Annotated in this window: 13 protein-coding genes; 10 read left to right on the forward strand and 3 right to left on the reverse strand. The window is 66.4% G+C overall.

All coding sequences use genetic code 11. The annotated features are described in order from the left end of the window. Window positions 1-54 precede the first annotated feature (54 nt). Both HMPREF2581_RS20140 and HMPREF2581_RS20145 read left to right on the forward strand, forming a co-directional pair. The gene (locus tag HMPREF2581_RS20140) at window positions 55-690 is read left to right on the forward strand and encodes an RluA family pseudouridine synthase (protein ID WP_003091582.1); all 636 of its coding nucleotides are present in this window, start codon (window positions 55-57) and stop codon (window positions 688-690) included. A gap of 138 nt (window positions 691-828) precedes the next feature. Then, window positions 829-2,118, forward strand: a complete 1,290-nt coding sequence (locus HMPREF2581_RS20145) for a M18 family aminopeptidase (RefSeq protein ID WP_003091583.1) — start codon at window positions 829-831, stop codon at window positions 2,116-2,118. Window positions 2,119-2,160: 42 nt separating this feature from the next. Here the strand turns inward: HMPREF2581_RS20145 and HMPREF2581_RS20150 are convergent, their stop codons facing one another. Beyond that, window positions 2,161-2,712, reverse strand: a complete 552-nt coding sequence (locus tag HMPREF2581_RS20150; RefSeq protein WP_003138365.1) for a GNAT family N-acetyltransferase — start codon at window positions 2,710-2,712, stop codon at window positions 2,161-2,163. Window positions 2,713-2,777: 65 nt separating this feature from the next. Beyond that, a complete protein-coding gene (locus tag HMPREF2581_RS20155; protein ID WP_003091585.1) occupies window positions 2,778-3,494 on the reverse strand; it encodes a UTRA domain-containing protein in 717 nt (238 codons plus the stop codon). A 363-nt stretch (window positions 3,495-3,857) separates the two neighbouring features. Here HMPREF2581_RS20155 and HMPREF2581_RS20160 point away from each other — a divergent pair, with 363 nt between their 5' ends. Genes HMPREF2581_RS20160 through HMPREF2581_RS20185 form a run of 6 tightly spaced genes read left to right on the forward strand, consistent with a single transcriptional unit; the run spans window position 3,858 to window position 9,048 of the window. After that, window positions 3,858-4,916: an ABC transporter substrate-binding protein gene (locus tag HMPREF2581_RS20160; protein ID WP_003091586.1), complete on the forward strand. Its 1,059-nt coding sequence runs from the start codon at window positions 3,858-3,860 to the stop codon at window positions 4,914-4,916. 54 nt (window positions 4,917-4,970) lie between these two features. Further along, on the forward strand, window positions 4,971-5,780 hold the full coding sequence (locus HMPREF2581_RS20165; RefSeq protein WP_003138363.1) for an alkaline phosphatase family protein: 810 nt from the start codon (window positions 4,971-4,973) through the stop codon (window positions 5,778-5,780). Next, window positions 5,777-6,616: an ABC transporter permease gene (locus HMPREF2581_RS20170; RefSeq protein WP_003091588.1), complete on the forward strand. Its 840-nt coding sequence runs from the start codon at window positions 5,777-5,779 to the stop codon at window positions 6,614-6,616. Before HMPREF2581_RS20165 ends, HMPREF2581_RS20170 begins: the two co-directional genes overlap by 4 nt. Further along, window positions 6,603-7,400, forward strand: coding sequence for an ABC transporter permease (locus tag HMPREF2581_RS20175; protein WP_003091589.1), 798 nt, complete (start codon window positions 6,603-6,605; stop codon window positions 7,398-7,400). The genes HMPREF2581_RS20170 and HMPREF2581_RS20175 overlap by 14 nt, the downstream gene beginning before the upstream one ends. 2 nt (window positions 7,401-7,402) lie before the next feature. Continuing rightward, window positions 7,403-8,398, forward strand: a complete 996-nt coding sequence (locus tag HMPREF2581_RS20180) for an ABC transporter ATP-binding protein (protein WP_003138362.1) — start codon at window positions 7,403-7,405, stop codon at window positions 8,396-8,398. Beyond that, window positions 8,398-9,048 (forward strand): HAD family hydrolase, encoded by a 651-nt coding sequence (locus tag HMPREF2581_RS20185; protein WP_016254257.1) that lies wholly within the window; start codon window positions 8,398-8,400, stop codon window positions 9,046-9,048. Before HMPREF2581_RS20180 ends, HMPREF2581_RS20185 begins: the two co-directional genes overlap by 1 nt. A gap of 66 nt (window positions 9,049-9,114) precedes the next feature. On the opposite strand, the gene HMPREF2581_RS20190 is transcribed toward HMPREF2581_RS20185, so the two are convergent. Then, complete coding sequence (locus HMPREF2581_RS20190) at window positions 9,115-10,077, reverse strand: NAD(P)H-quinone oxidoreductase (RefSeq protein WP_003091592.1); 963 nt, start codon at window positions 10,075-10,077, stop codon at window positions 9,115-9,117. Between the two features lie 129 nt (window positions 10,078-10,206). Here HMPREF2581_RS20190 and HMPREF2581_RS20195 point away from each other — a divergent pair, with 129 nt between their 5' ends. Further along, window positions 10,207-12,303, forward strand: coding sequence for a carboxy terminal-processing peptidase (locus tag HMPREF2581_RS20195; protein WP_003091593.1), 2,097 nt, complete (start codon window positions 10,207-10,209; stop codon window positions 12,301-12,303). A 95-nt stretch (window positions 12,304-12,398) separates the two neighbouring features. After that, window positions 12,399-14,147 (forward strand): bifunctional diguanylate cyclase/phosphodiesterase, encoded by a 1,749-nt coding sequence (locus tag HMPREF2581_RS20200; RefSeq protein ID WP_016254258.1) that lies wholly within the window; start codon window positions 12,399-12,401, stop codon window positions 14,145-14,147. Window positions 14,148-14,149 lie beyond the last annotated feature (2 nt).

Here is a 14,149-nt window from a genome sequence, read left to right on the forward strand (position 1 = left end):
ACCGAGCCTGCCCGCCAGGCTCCCTGCCGCCTCCCGGCGATGAGCCCGTTCGCTATGCCGCTGTCCCAGATTCGAATCGTTCACCAGGATGACGCCCTGCTGGTGGTCGACAAGCCCACCCTGCTGCTGTCGGTGCCCGGCCGCGCCGATGACAACAAGGACTGCCTGGTCACCCGCCTGCAGGAAAACGGCTATCCCGAGGCCCGCATCGTCCACCGCCTGGACTGGGAAACCTCCGGCCTGATGGTGCTCGCCCGCGACGCCGACAGCCACCGCGAGCTGTCCCGCCAGTTCCACGACCGCGAGACCGAGAAAGCCTATACCGCCCTTTGCTGGGGCCTGCCGGAACTGGACAGCGGGCGCATCGAACTGCCGCTGCGCTACGACCCGCCGACCAAGCCGCGTCACGTGGTGGACTTCGAGCACGGCCGCCACGCCCTGACCTTCTGGCGTGTGGTCGAGCGTCATGAGCGCTGGAGCAGGGTCGAGCTGACGCCGATCACCGGCCGTTCGCACCAGTTGCGCGTGCACATGCTCTCCATCGGCCATCCGCTGCTCGGCGACCGCCTCTACGCCAACCCCGAAGCCCTCGCCGCCCACGAACGCCTGTGCCTGCACGCCAGCCTGCTGTGCCTGACCCATCCGCAGAGCGGCGAACGCCTGCGCTTCGAGTCGCCGGCGCCGTTCTGAGCCTTCCCCGCCGATTTCCGGTACCCCGTCTTGCCATACAACGACCAGCTTCCGCTTTTTCTGGCCGGCCCCGCCGCCAACGACCTGAACCCCGTAGGACAATACGATAGACTGCATGGATTGCCGTCCGGAGCCACTATGCGCGCAGAACTCAACCAGGGCCTGATCGATTTCCTCAAGGCCTCGCCCACGCCTTTCCATGCTACCGCCAGCCTCGCCCGCCGCCTGGAAGCCGCCGGCTACCGCCGCCTCGACGAGCGCGACGCCTGGCACACCGAAGCCGGCGGCCGCTACTACGTGACCCGTAACGACTCGTCGCTGATCGCCATCCGCCTGGGCCGTCGCTCGCCCCTGGAAAGCGGCTTCCGCCTGGTCGGCGCGCACACCGACAGCCCCTGCCTGCGGGTCAAGCCGAACCCGGAGATCGCTCGCAACGGCTTCCTCCAGCTCGGCGTCGAAGTCTATGGCGGCGCCCTCTTCGCCCCCTGGTTCGACCGCGACCTGTCACTGGCCGGGCGCGTCACCTTCCGCGCCAATGGCAAGCTGGAAAGCCGCCTGGTCGACTTCCGCAAGGCCATCGCGGTAATCCCCAACCTGGCCATCCATCTCAACCGCGCCGCCAACGAGGGTTGGCCGATCAACGCGCAGAACGAACTGCCGCCGATCATCGCCCAACTGGCGCCGGGCGAGGCCGCCGACTTCCGCCTGCTGCTCGACGAACAGCTGCTGCGCGAGCACGGCATCACCGCCGACGTGGTACTGGACTACGAGCTGTCGTTCTACGACACCCAGTCCGCCGCGGTGGTAGGCCTCAACGACGAGTTCATCGCCGGGGCGCGCCTGGACAACCTGCTGTCCTGCCACGCCGGCCTGGAAGCCCTGCTCAACGCCGAAGGCGACGAGAACTGCATCCTGGTCTGCACCGACCACGAGGAAGTCGGTTCCTGTTCGCATTGCGGCGCCGACGGTCCGTTCCTCGAACAGGTACTGCGCCGCCTGCTGCCGGAAGGCGACGCCTTCAGCCGGGCGATCCAGCGCTCGCTGCTGGTCTCGGCCGACAACGCCCATGGCGTACACCCGAACTACGCCGACAAGCACGACGCCAACCATGGCCCGGCGCTGAACGGCGGTCCGGTGATCAAGATCAACAGCAACCAGCGCTATGCCACCAACAGCGAAACCGCCGGCTTCTTCCGCCACCTCTGTCAGGACAGCGAAGTGCCGGTGCAGAGCTTCGTGACCCGCAGCGACATGGGATGCGGCTCGACCATCGGCCCGATCACCGCCAGCCAGGTCGGCGTGCGCACCGTCGACATAGGCCTGCCGACCTTCGCCATGCACTCGATTCGCGAGCTGGCCGGCAGCCATGACCTGGCGCACCTGGTCAAGGTGCTCGGCGCCTTCTACGCCAGCAGCGAGCTGCCCTGAACGCCAGCCGCGCTCACGCCCCGGGCATTCGCCCGGGGCCACTCAGGCGTGCGCAGCGTGCCATTCGCTGCGCAACAGCGTGTAGATCGCATGGTCGTGGGCACGCCCGGCGATGATCTCGTTGGCCCGGATCACTCCGTCGCGCCGGAAGCCCTGGCGCTCGGCGGCGCGCTGGCTGCGCAGGTTCTCGGTGGAACAGCGGATCACCAGGCGCTGCCGGTCGTAGCCAAGGAAACCCTGCTCGATCGTCTTCCCCAGCGCCCTGGCGAGCAGCCCGCGCCCTTGCGCGGACGCCGCCAGCCAGTAGCCGATGCTGGCGCTGCGGCTGTCCTCGGTGAAATCGTGCAGGTCGATGACGCCGACCAGGCATCCGGATTCGACGATCCCGCAGCGGCAACTCCTGCGCTCCGCCCACAACCGCTGGCCTTCGCCAATGAAACGGCGGGTATCGTCCGCGCTCTGCGTCAGTGGCACCCACGGCATCCAGGGCGCCAGGTGCTCGCTGTTGGCGCGCACCAGGCGGAACAGTTCCTCGGCGCGCGGCTGGTCGAGCAGCTCCAGGTGCAGGTCGGACGAAATCGGCAGTATGAACATGCGAGGGCTCCTTTTCCCGGGAGCCCATCCTCGCAGAAGGTGCCGCAGGTCGTCGACGCGTGGCGTTACTGCGGTACCTCGACGCTGATATGGATGGCGTCGTGGCGCCAGAACTCCAGGTCGCAGTCGATCAGCCGACCACGCTGGTCGCGGTTGATCCGGCTGATGCGCAGGGCCGGGCTGCCCACCGCCACCTTCAGCGGCGCCGCAGCCTCGGCATGCAGTGCAGTGGGCACCATGTCGAAACGCACCCGCCCATAGTGGATGCCGTACTCGCTGGCATAGAGTTCGGTCAGCGAGCGGGTCAGGTCGTGGCCGAGGATTCCGGGGAAGTACTGCGCGTTCAGGTAGTGCTCGACATACAGCACCAGCCGCCCGTCCACCCGCCGCGCCCGGCGGATCTGGTAGACGCTGGACAGCGCCGGCAGCTCCAGCAGCTCGCAGACCGCCGCGCTCGCCGGCATCTGCCGGGCCGACAGAACCTCGGTCGCCGGCACCCGGCCCTGTTCGCTGACCATCGCATGGAAGTGGCTGCGGACCAGCGGGTTATAGGCCAGCCGCTCGGGGGAGACGAACCAGCCGCGGCGCTCCTCGCGGTAGATCAGGCCCTGCGACTCCAGCTGGATCAGCGCCTCGCGCAGGGTGATCCGGGTCGTCGCGAACAGCTCGCTGAGCTTGCGCTCGGCCGGCAGCTTGCCACCCGCCGGCAGCAGACCATGGCCGATCTGCTCGCTGAGCGCCCGGCAGATCGCCGTTACGGTGGGTAGCGCTTCGTCACGCATCGACTGCTTCCTTATTGGTCTAGTCCAGCCCCAGCCAGGGGCACTTCCACCGGCCCGCCCTGCGCCTCCGGCTCGTCCGATGCTAGGAAACCCAGATGACCGGGACGTGACAGGCACAAGACAGCGGTCTTCCCGGAAGCGCCCGACGCCCATGGAATCGAGGGCTTAAGCATGGTCTACGCTTCTGCGGATGCAAGCCGCGGCGATGCCAGGCGCGGCTAGCTGACATGAAACCGTCATCCAGCGGCTCTAGATTGGCCTGGGTCTTGCTGATCTAGACCACACCCGCGGCAGTCCCGCCCGAAGGAGCGTCGAGAACTCCCGAGGCTGCCCGACCGAACCTCTCGAACGAAGGAGCACCGAATGAAACGCATGCTTGCTTCATTGCTGGGAACCGCCATCGCCCTCGGCAGCGGCCTGGCGTTGGCCGCCGAAGCGGACCTGCAGGCGCTGGAACAGGCCGCGCGCAAGGAAGGCCAGGTCAACAGCGTCGGCATGCCCGACAGCTGGGCGAACTGGAAGGACACCTGGAAGGACCTTGAGAGCAAGTATGGGCTCAAGCACATGGATACCGACATGAGTTCGGCCCAGGAGCTGGCCAAGTTCAAGGCCGAGAAGGACAACGCCAGCGCCGACATCGGCGACGTCGGCGCCGCCTTCGGCCCCATCGCCGTGCAGCAGGGCGTCAGCCAGCCGTACAAGCCGAGCACCTGGGAACAGATCCCGGCCTGGGCCAAAGACCAGGACGGCCACTGGGCGCTCGCCTACACCGGGACCATCGCCTTCATCGTCAACAAACAACTGGTGAAGGACGTACCGCACAGCTGGGCCGACCTGCTGCAGGGCAAGTACAAGGTCACCATCGGCGACGTCAGCGCTGCCGCCCAGGCGGTCAATGGGGTGCTCGCCGCGGCCATCGCCAACGGCGGCGACGAGAAGAACATCAAGCCGGGCCTGGAGTTCTTCGGCAAGATCGCCAAGCAGGGCCGCCTGTCGCTGACCAACCCGGTGATCGCCACCCTGGAAAAGGGCGAGGTCGAAGTCGGCATCGTCTGGGACTTCAACGGCCTCAGCTACCGCCAGCAGATCGACCCGGAGCGCTTCGAGGTGCTGATCCCCTCGGACGGCTCGGTGATCTCCGGCTACACCACCATCATCAACAAGTACGCCAAGCACCCGAACGCCGCCAAGCTCGCCCGCGAGTACATCTTCAGCGACGCCGGACAGATCAACCTGGCCAAGGGCAACGCGCGACCGATCCGCGCCGAGAGCCTGACCCTGCCGGACGACGTGAAGGCCCAACTGCTGCCCAACGAGCAGTACGCCAAGGCCCAGCCGATCAAGGACGCCAAGGCCTGGGAGGAAACCTCCAAGCGCCTGCCGCGGCAGTGGCAGGAAGCGGTGATCATCAACATGCAGTGACGCGGAGCGCGGCCGCCCTCGCCGGCGGCCGCCCCGCATCGACGGATACCCCGAATGCGCCACGACGTCATCCTCGTCCTGCTGGACGGCCTCAACCACAGCGTCGCCCGCGACTGCATGGGGCATCTCCAGGCCCTCTGCGGCGCCGGCCGCGGCCAGTCGTACCGCCTGGAATGCGAGTTGCCTTCGCTGTCCCGGCCGCTCTACGAATGTATCCTCACCGGAGTGCCGCCGATCGATAGCGGCATCCTGCACAACGACGTGGTCCGCCTGAGCCAGGAACAGAGCCTGTTCCACTATGCCCGCGCGGCCGGCCTGAGTACCGCGGCAGCGGCCTACCACTGGGTCAGCGAACTGTACAACCGCACGCCGTTCGACCCGGCCCGCGACCGCCACACCGACGACAGCGCACTGCCGATCCAGCGCGGACACTTCTACTGGAACGACCACTATCCGGACTCGCACCTGTTCGCCGATGCGGAAAGCCTGCGCCGCCGGCACGCACCGAACTTCATGCTGGTCCACTCGATGAACATCGACGACGCCGGGCACAGGCACGGCCTCGCCAGCCCCGCCTACCGCAACGCCGCGCGGCGCGCCGACGCGCTGCTGTCGGAATACCTGCACCAGTGGCTGGCGGCCGGCTACCAGGTGGCGATCACCGCCGATCACGGAATGAACGAGGACCGCAGCCACGGCGGCATCCTCGAGGAGGAGCGCGAGGTGCCGCTGTTCGTCTTCGGCGACGCCTTCAGCCGCGACGACCTGGCGCAACCGCTGCAGACCGACCTCTGCGGCACGCTCTGCGAAATCCTCGGCGCCGCCCACGACAAACCCGTCTGCCGGGAGCTGCTCGCCCCATGAAACGACTCTCCGGCAAATGGCTGGCGCTGCTGTTCCTGCTGCCCTTCGCGGCGTTCTTCGTGATTTTCCAGATAGCGCCGCTGGCCTGGGTCGCGCTGAACAGCCTGAAGGCCAGCGATGCCTGGAGCCTGGCCAACTACCTCGAGCTGTTCGGCTCGCCCTTCTACCGCCAGGCGATCCGCCATAGCCTGGAGATCGCCGGCTGGTCGAGCCTGCTCGGCCTGCTCATCGCGGTGCTCGGCAGCCATTCGCTGCGCCACGTCGACAGCCGCCTGCGCGACTTCGTCATGGCCTTCTCCAACATGACCAGCAACTTCGCCGGGGTACCGCTGGCGTTCGCCTTCATCATCCTGCTCGGCTTCAACGGCGCGCTGACCCTGTTGCTCAAGCAGGCCGGCTGGATCGACGACTTCAATCTCTACTCGAAGACCGGCCTGATAATCCTCTACACCTATTTCCAGATCCCCCTCGGGGTGATGCTGCTCTACCCGGCCTTCGACGCCCTGCGCGAGGACTGGCGCGAGTCCGCCGCGCTGCTCGGCGCCAACGGCTGGCAGTACTGGCGACACATCGGCATCCCGGTGCTGACCCCGGCACTGCTGGGCACCTTCGTCATCCTCCTGGCCAATGCCCTCGGCGCCTACGCCACGGTGTACTCGCTGACCACCGGCAACTTCAACGTGATCCCGATCCGCATCGGCGCGCTGGTCGCCGGCGACGTGTTCCCCGACCCGAACATGGCCAGCGCGCTGGCCATGGTGCTGGTCGGCCTGATGACCCTGATCACCCTGGTCCACCAATGGCTGCTGCGCAGGAGCTACCATGTCGCGCGCTGATCGACGTCCTGCCGCGCTCTACCATCGCCTGGTGGTCTGCGCGCTGTTCCTGATCCTGGTCCTGCCGCTGGCGGCGACCCTGCTCTACTCGCTGGCCACCCAGTGGTCGGCGACCCTGCTGCCGGACGGCCTGACCCTGAAGTGGTACCTGACGCTGTGGAGCGACCAGCGCTTCCTGCTGGCCTTCGCCCGCTCGCTGCTGGTCTGCTTCGGCGCCCTGGCGTTCAGCGTGTTGCTGATCCTGCCGCTGATGTTCGTCATCCACTACCACTTCCCGCGCCTGGACGGCGTGATGAACGTGCTCATCCTGCTGCCCTTCGCGGTGCCGCCGATCGTCTCCTCGGTGGGCCTGCTGCAACTCTATGCCAGCGGGCCGCTGGAAATGATCGGCACGCCCTGGGTGCTGGTCGGCTGCTACTTCACCATCGCCCTGCCGTTCATGTACCGGGCGATCACCAACAACCTGCAGGCGATCAACCTGCGCGACCTGATGGACGCCGCCCACCTGCTCGGCGCCAGCACCTGGAAGGCGGCGCTGCTGGTCGTGCTGCCGAACCTGCGCAAGGGCGTGATGGTGGCCCTGCTGCTGTCGTTCTCCTTCCTCATCGGCGAATTCGTCTTCGCCAACCTGCTGGTCGGTACCCGCTACGAGACCCTGCAGGTGTTCCTCAACAACATGCGCAACAGCAGCGGCCACTACACCAGCGCAGTGGTGGTCTCCTACTTCGTGTTCGTCCTGGTCCTGACCTGGGCGGCCAACCGACTGAACAAGGACAAGGCCTGATCATGTCGTTCGTCAGCGTCGAACAGCTCGACAAGAGCTACGGTGCCACCAGCATCTTCCGCGATATCGACTTCGCCGCCGCCCGCGGCGAGTTCGTCACCCTGCTCGGCCCCAGCGGCTGCGGCAAGTCCACCCTGCTGCGCTGCATCGCCGGGCTGACCGAGGTCGACAGCGGGCGCATCCTCATCGACGGCGAGGATGTGGTGCCTTTGCCGCCGCAGAAGCGCGGGATCGCCATGGTGTTCCAGAGCTACGCGCTGTTCCCCAACATGACCGTGCAACAGAACGTCGCCTTCGGCCTGCGCATGCAGAAGGTGCCGGCGGCGGAACTGAAGCAGCGGGTCGCCGAAGCCATCGAACTGGTGGAACTGGGCGAGTACGCCGCACGCTACCCGCACCAGCTCTCCGGCGGCCAGTGCCAGCGCGTGGCGCTGGCCCGCTCGCTGGTGACGCGCCCGCGCCTGCTGCTGCTCGACGAGCCGCTGTCTGCCCTCGACGCGCGCATCCGCAAGCACCTGCGCGAACAGATCCGCCGCATCCAGCAGGAGCTGGGGCTGACCACGGTGTTCGTCACCCATGATCAGGAAGAAGCGCTGACCCTGTCCGACCGCATCGTCCTGATGAACGCCGGACGCATCGTCCAGAGCGGCGACGCGGAGACCCTCTACACCGCGCCGGAAAACGCCTTCGCCGCCGGCTTCATCGGCAACTACAACCTGCTCGACGCCGAACAGGCCAGCCGCCTGCTCGGCCAGCCCTGCGCGCACCAGGTGGCGATCCGCCCGGAATCCCTGCGCCTGGGCTACGAACCGAGCGAAGGCGTGCCGGCGCTGGTACGCTCGCACAGTCTGCTCGGCAACGTGATCCGTTACCGCGTCGAGGCCGCCGGGGTGGAACTCACCGTCGACGTCCTCAACCGCAGCGCAGACCGCCTGTATCCGGCCGGCAGTCAGCTGACGCTGGTCATCGATCGCAACAGTATTCGAGAGGTAGCTTGATGAGCCTGGTGATCTTCGACCTGGACGAGACCATGATCCACGGCGACTGCTCCAGCCTGTGGAGCCAGCGCATGGAGAGTCTCGGCTGGGTCGACGAATCCTTCGTCCGCCGCGACGCCGAACTGATGGAGCAGTACGCCGAAGGCAAGCTGTCCATGGACCTGTACATGGACTACACCCTGCAACCGCTGATCGGTCGCAGCGTCGAGGAAGTCGAGCGGGAAGTGGAGGCCTACGTCGAGGAGGTCATCGAGCCGCTGATCTACAGCGACGCCTGCGCCTGCCTGGCGCGCCACCGCAGCGCCAACGACCGGGTGCTGATCGTCTCCGCATCCGGGGTGCACCTGGTCAAGCCGATCGCGGCGCGGATCGGCGTCGACGAAGTCCTCGCCATCGATCTCGAAGTGCTCGACGGACACTACACCGGCCGCACCCTCGGCACCCTCACCTATCGCGAAGGCAAGGTATTGCGTCTGCTCGACCTGCTGGAAGGAGACGATCGCCAACTGGCCGACGCCTGGTTCTATTCGGACTCGCGCAACGACCTGCCGCTGCTGAAGCTGGTCGGCCATCCGAACACGGTCAATCCGGACCCGACCCTGCTCGCCTACGCCAAGGAAATGGGCTGGCCGGTCAACGCCTGGCGCTGACAGGCTCGCCGCGAAAGCGCGAGCGGATCGCGCTTTCCATCGCCTCGACGGTGCCGAAGCGGCTCCTCAGGCCAGCGATGGGTCCACCACCAGCACGACCTTGCCCTGCACCTGGTTGCTCGCCAGCGCCTCGAACGCCGCCTCGGCGTCGCCGATCGGGAAGGTTCGCTCCAGCTGCGCACGGAGTTTCCCGGCGGAGAACAATGGCCAGACCTTCAACCCCAGCTCGGCAATCAGTTGCGCCTTGAACTCGGTATCGCGGGTACGCAGGGTCGAGCCGGTCAACTGGATACGCTTGCCTAGCAGTTGTGCCAGGTCCAGTTGCGCCTCGCGGCCGCCCATCAGGCCGATGATCACCCAGCGCCCGTCGCTCCGCAGCAGCTCCAGGTTCAACCCGGCATAGCGGGCACCGACCGGGTCGAGGATCACGTCGAACGGGGCGAAATCGCGCAGCGATTCCAGGCTCTGCTTGCGCAGCGCGCCACCGGCGGCGCCCAGGGATTCGCAGTAGGCCAGGCGTTCGGCAGAACCGACGCTGACCCAGCAGGGGTTGCCGAACGCCTTGCACAGTTGGATGCCGGCCGAACCGACGCCGCTGGCGCCGGCGTGCAGCAGCACTTTCTCGCCGGGCTGCAACGCCGCCAGTTGGAACAGGTTCAGCCAGGCCGTGGCGTAGACCTCCGGAATCCCCGCCGCCTCCGCCAGGCTCAGCCCTGCCGGGACCGGCAGTACGTGGCGCGCGTCCACCACCACTTCCTCGGCCATGCCGCCGCCGGCGAGCAGCGCGCAGACCCGGTCGCCGACCTGCCAGGTGCTGCCCGCGCCCACCTCGCTGACCACACCCGCACACTCGAGCCCCAGCGCCGGGCTGGCGCCGGGTGGCGGCGGGTAGAGCCCGGCCTTCTGCAACAGGTCGGCGCGGTTGAGTCCGGCGGCCGCCACGCGGATGCGGATTTCGCCCTGACCGCAGGACGGGGCGGCGATTTCCGACCACTCGACACGACCTTCGATACCTTGCAATGCGTTCACGCTGCCTCCATAGTGGGGTTGTCACGGCCCGATCACCCAGAGTCGGGCTTTTTGCATTGCGCCAAGGGAACCCGGCGCCGGCTAATAAGGCCTAATATGCGTCATTACTCCGCGATCAGTCGAATCAGCATGAAGCGTTTTCTGCCCCGTACCGCCCTGTTGCTCCTCCTCGGCGCCAGTTCGCTGCCGCTGTTCGCCTCGACCGCCGTCTCCGTCGGCAGCGCCCAGAATTCCTGGGACAGCCTGCAGCCGGACCGCGAGCAGGTCATCGCCAGCCTCAACGTAGTGGAGCTGCTCAAGCGGCACCACTACAACAAGCCGCCGCTGAACGATGAACGCTCGGCCAAGATCTACGACAGCTACCTGAAGATGCTCGATCCGGCGCGGATGTACTTCACCGCCGGCGACATCGCCGAGTTCGATCGCTGGCGCAACAGGTTCGACGACTTCCTCAAGAGCGGCGATCTCGATCCCGGCTTCGTCATCTACAAGCGTCACCTCGACCGCCTGAAAGGCCGTCTCGACTACGCCCTGGCGATGCTCGACAAGGGCGTCGACAAGATCGACTTCAGCGTCGACGAGAGCCTGCTGATCGACCGCGAGAAGGCCCCCTGGGCGAAGGACACCGCAGAGCTCGACGACCTCTGGCGCAAGAAGGTGAAGGACGAGGTCCTGCGCCTGAAGATCACCGGCAAGGACGACAAGGCGATCCAGGAACAGCTCACCAAGCGCTACAAGAACCAGCTGTCGCGCCTGAAGCAGACCCGCAGCGAAGACATCTTCCAGGCCTACATCAACGCCTTCGCCCAGTCCTACGATCCGCACACCCAGTACCTGTCGCCGGACAACGCGGAAAACTTCGACATCAACATGAGCCTCTCGCTGGAAGGCATCGGCGCGGTGCTGCAGAGCGACAACGACTACGTCAAGGTCGTACGCCTGGTGCCGGCCGGCCCGGCGGCGAAGAGCAAGCAGATCGCCACCTCCGACAAGATCATCGGCGTCGCCCAGGGCAAGGGCGAAATGGTCGACGTGGTCGGCTGGCGCCTGGATGAAGTGGTCAAGCTGATCCGCGGGCCGAAAGGCTCCCAGGTACGCCTGGAAGTGATTCCGGCGAGCAACGCGCCGAACGACCAGACCAGCAAGATCGTCGCCATCACCCGCGAGGCGGTGAAGCTGGAGGACCAGGCGGCGAAGAAATCCATCATCAAGGTCGACCACGAAGGCCGCAGCTACAAGCTCGGCGTGATCGACCTGCCGGCCTTCTACCTGGACTTCAAGGCCTACCGCGCCGGCGACCCGAACTACAAGAGCACCACCCGCGACGTGAAGAAGCTGGTCGCCGAATTGCAGAAGGACAAGGTCGACGGCATCGTCCTCGACCTGCGCAACAACGGCGGCGGCTCCCTGCAGGAAGCCACCGAGCTGACCGGCCTGTTCATCGACCAGGGCCCGACCGTACTGGTGCGCAACAGCGACGGCCGCGTCGACGTGCTCAACGACGACGAAGGCAAGGCCTTCTATACCGGCCCGCTGGCGGTGCTGGTCAACCGTCTCTCGGCCTCCGCCTCGGAGATCTTCGCCGGCGCCATGCAGGACTACCACCGCGCGCTGATCCTCGGTGGACAGACCTTCGGCAAGGGCACCGTGCAGACCATCCAGCCGCTCAACCACGGCGAACTGAAGCTGACCCTGGCGAAGTTCTACCGTGTCTCCGGGCAGAGCACCCAGCACCAGGGCGTGATCCCGGACATCAGCTACCCGTCCATCGTCGACGACAAGGAAATCGGCGAAAGCGCCCTGCCCGACTCGATGCCCTGGGACACCATCCGCCCGGTGGTGAAGGACGAGGCCAACCCGTTCAAGCCGTTCCTCGCGCAACTCAAGGCCCAGCACGACGCGCGCACCGAGAACAACGCCGACTTCGTCTACGCCCGCGAGCGCCTGGCGCTGGCCCAGGAGCTGATGAAGGAGAAGACCGTCAGCCTGAACGAGGCCAAGCGCCGCGCCCAGCAGACCAGCATCGAGAACCGCCAGTTGGCCATGGAGAACGCCCTGCGCAAGTCCAAGGGCCAGGAGCCGCTGAAGGAACTCAAGCGCGAGGACGAGAACGCCCTGCCGGAAGAGGACGACAAGACCAAGCCGCAGGACGACGCCTACCTCACCGAGTCCGGGCACATCCTGCTGGACTACCTGAACCTCAACTCGGCGGTGGCCAAGCACTGAGTTCAGCGGGAGCGTCATAAAACAGTCATGGGACTGTCGTGAAATACGGGGCCGGTTGCACAACCGGCCCTTTTTCATTGCGACGAGAGCGTTCCATGACCGTCACCGAGCAGTTGAGCGCCCTGGACAGCATCCTGGCCCACGGCGACCTGCACTGCCTGTTCCAGCCCATCCTCTCGCTTTCCGAACGGCGTCTGGTCGGCTACGAAGCGCTAACCCGCGGTCCGTCCAACAGCCCGCTGCACTCGCCCCTGGCGTTGTTCGCCGTGGCCCGCCAATGCGGACGGCTGAGCGAACTGGAACTGCTCTGCCGACAACGCGCCTTCAGCCGCTTCCGCGACATCCAGGGCGACGCCATGCTGTTCCTCAACGTCTCTCCGGAGTCCCTCCTCGAAGCCGGCCATCCGCCCGGCCGCACCCTGCAATTGCTGCAACAGCTGGGGATCTCGCCGAACCGGGTGGTGATCGAACTGACCGAACAGACCCCCATCGACGACTTCGACCTGCTCGACACCGCGCTGCACCACTATCGCGCCATGGGCTTCTCCATCGCCCTCGACGACCTCGGCGCTGGCTACTCCAGCCTGCGCCTGTGGTCGGAACTGCGTCCGGACTACGTGAAGATCGACCGCCACTTCGTCGACGGCATCCACCTGGACACCGTGAAACGCGAGTTCGTCGGCTCCATCCTGAAGATGGCCCGAGCCTCTCGCGCCCAGGTCATCGCCGAAGGCATCGAACTGCCCGAGGAACTGGCGGTGCTTAGCGAGATGGGGGTTGACCTGGTGCAAGGCTATCTGTTCGGCCGCCCGCAGGAACACCCGGCAAGCGACGTACAACAGATGCTGCCCAGCGCTGGCGCCCCCAGCCAGTCTTCCAGCGACGAGCATGGCGACCTGCGTGCGCTGCTGCTGGAACAGCGCGCGGTCGACGTTCGCACCTCGACCCAGGAAGTGGTGGAAATCTTCCGCCGCCAGGCCAACCTGAACTCCCTGGCGATCCTCGACGAAGAGGGGCGTCCCATCGGCATCGTCCATCGCCACGCGCTCACCGACGCCTTGCTCCGGCCCTTCGCCTGCGACCTGTTCCTGCGCAAGCCGATCAGCCGCCTGATGAGCGACGATTTTCTCGCCGCGGAACTCGGCCAGACCCTGCAGCAGGTCAGCCGCCTGCTGACCAGCCGCGCACGCCAGCGTATCGAGGAAGATTTCATCGTCACCCGCGGCGGGCACTATGCGGGCATGGGCCGGGTGATCGACGTGCTCAGGCTGATCACCGAGGAAAAGCTCCAGCAGGCGCGGCACGCCAATCCGCTCACCTTGCTTCCCGGCAACGTGCCGATCCAGCAATGCCTCGAACGCCTGCTGCAACAAAGGCGCGAGGCGGTGATCTGCTACATCGACATCGACAGCTTCAAACCCTTCAACGATCTCTACGGCTACGCCCGCGGCGACGAGGTCCTGCTGTGCCTGGCACAGTGCCTGAGCGAACGGATCGACCCGGGCAGCGACTTCGTCGGCCATATCGGCGGTGACGACTTCATGCTGGTGCTCGGCCCCGAGGACTGGCGCACACGGATCGACCGGTTGCTGGAAACCTTCCAGAGCCAATGCCGGCGCTTCTACAGCCGCGAGCACCTGGAAGCCGGCTGTTTCGTTGCGCACAACCGCCATGGCCAGCGCGAGGAGTACCCGCTGCTGTCATTGTCCGTCGGCGTGGTGCATCTACCGGCCGAAGCCTGTCAGGGAATGGATGCCGCGCACCTGGCGACGCTGGCCTCCGAGGCCAAGCGCCAGGCCAAGGCGGTGCCAGGCTACAGCCTGCACCTGATCGAGGCCGCCTGAAC

Source organism: Pseudomonas sp. HMSC057H01, assembly GCF_001836405.1.
GTDB classification, from domain to species: domain Bacteria; phylum Pseudomonadota; class Gammaproteobacteria; order Pseudomonadales; family Pseudomonadaceae; genus Pseudomonas; species Pseudomonas aeruginosa.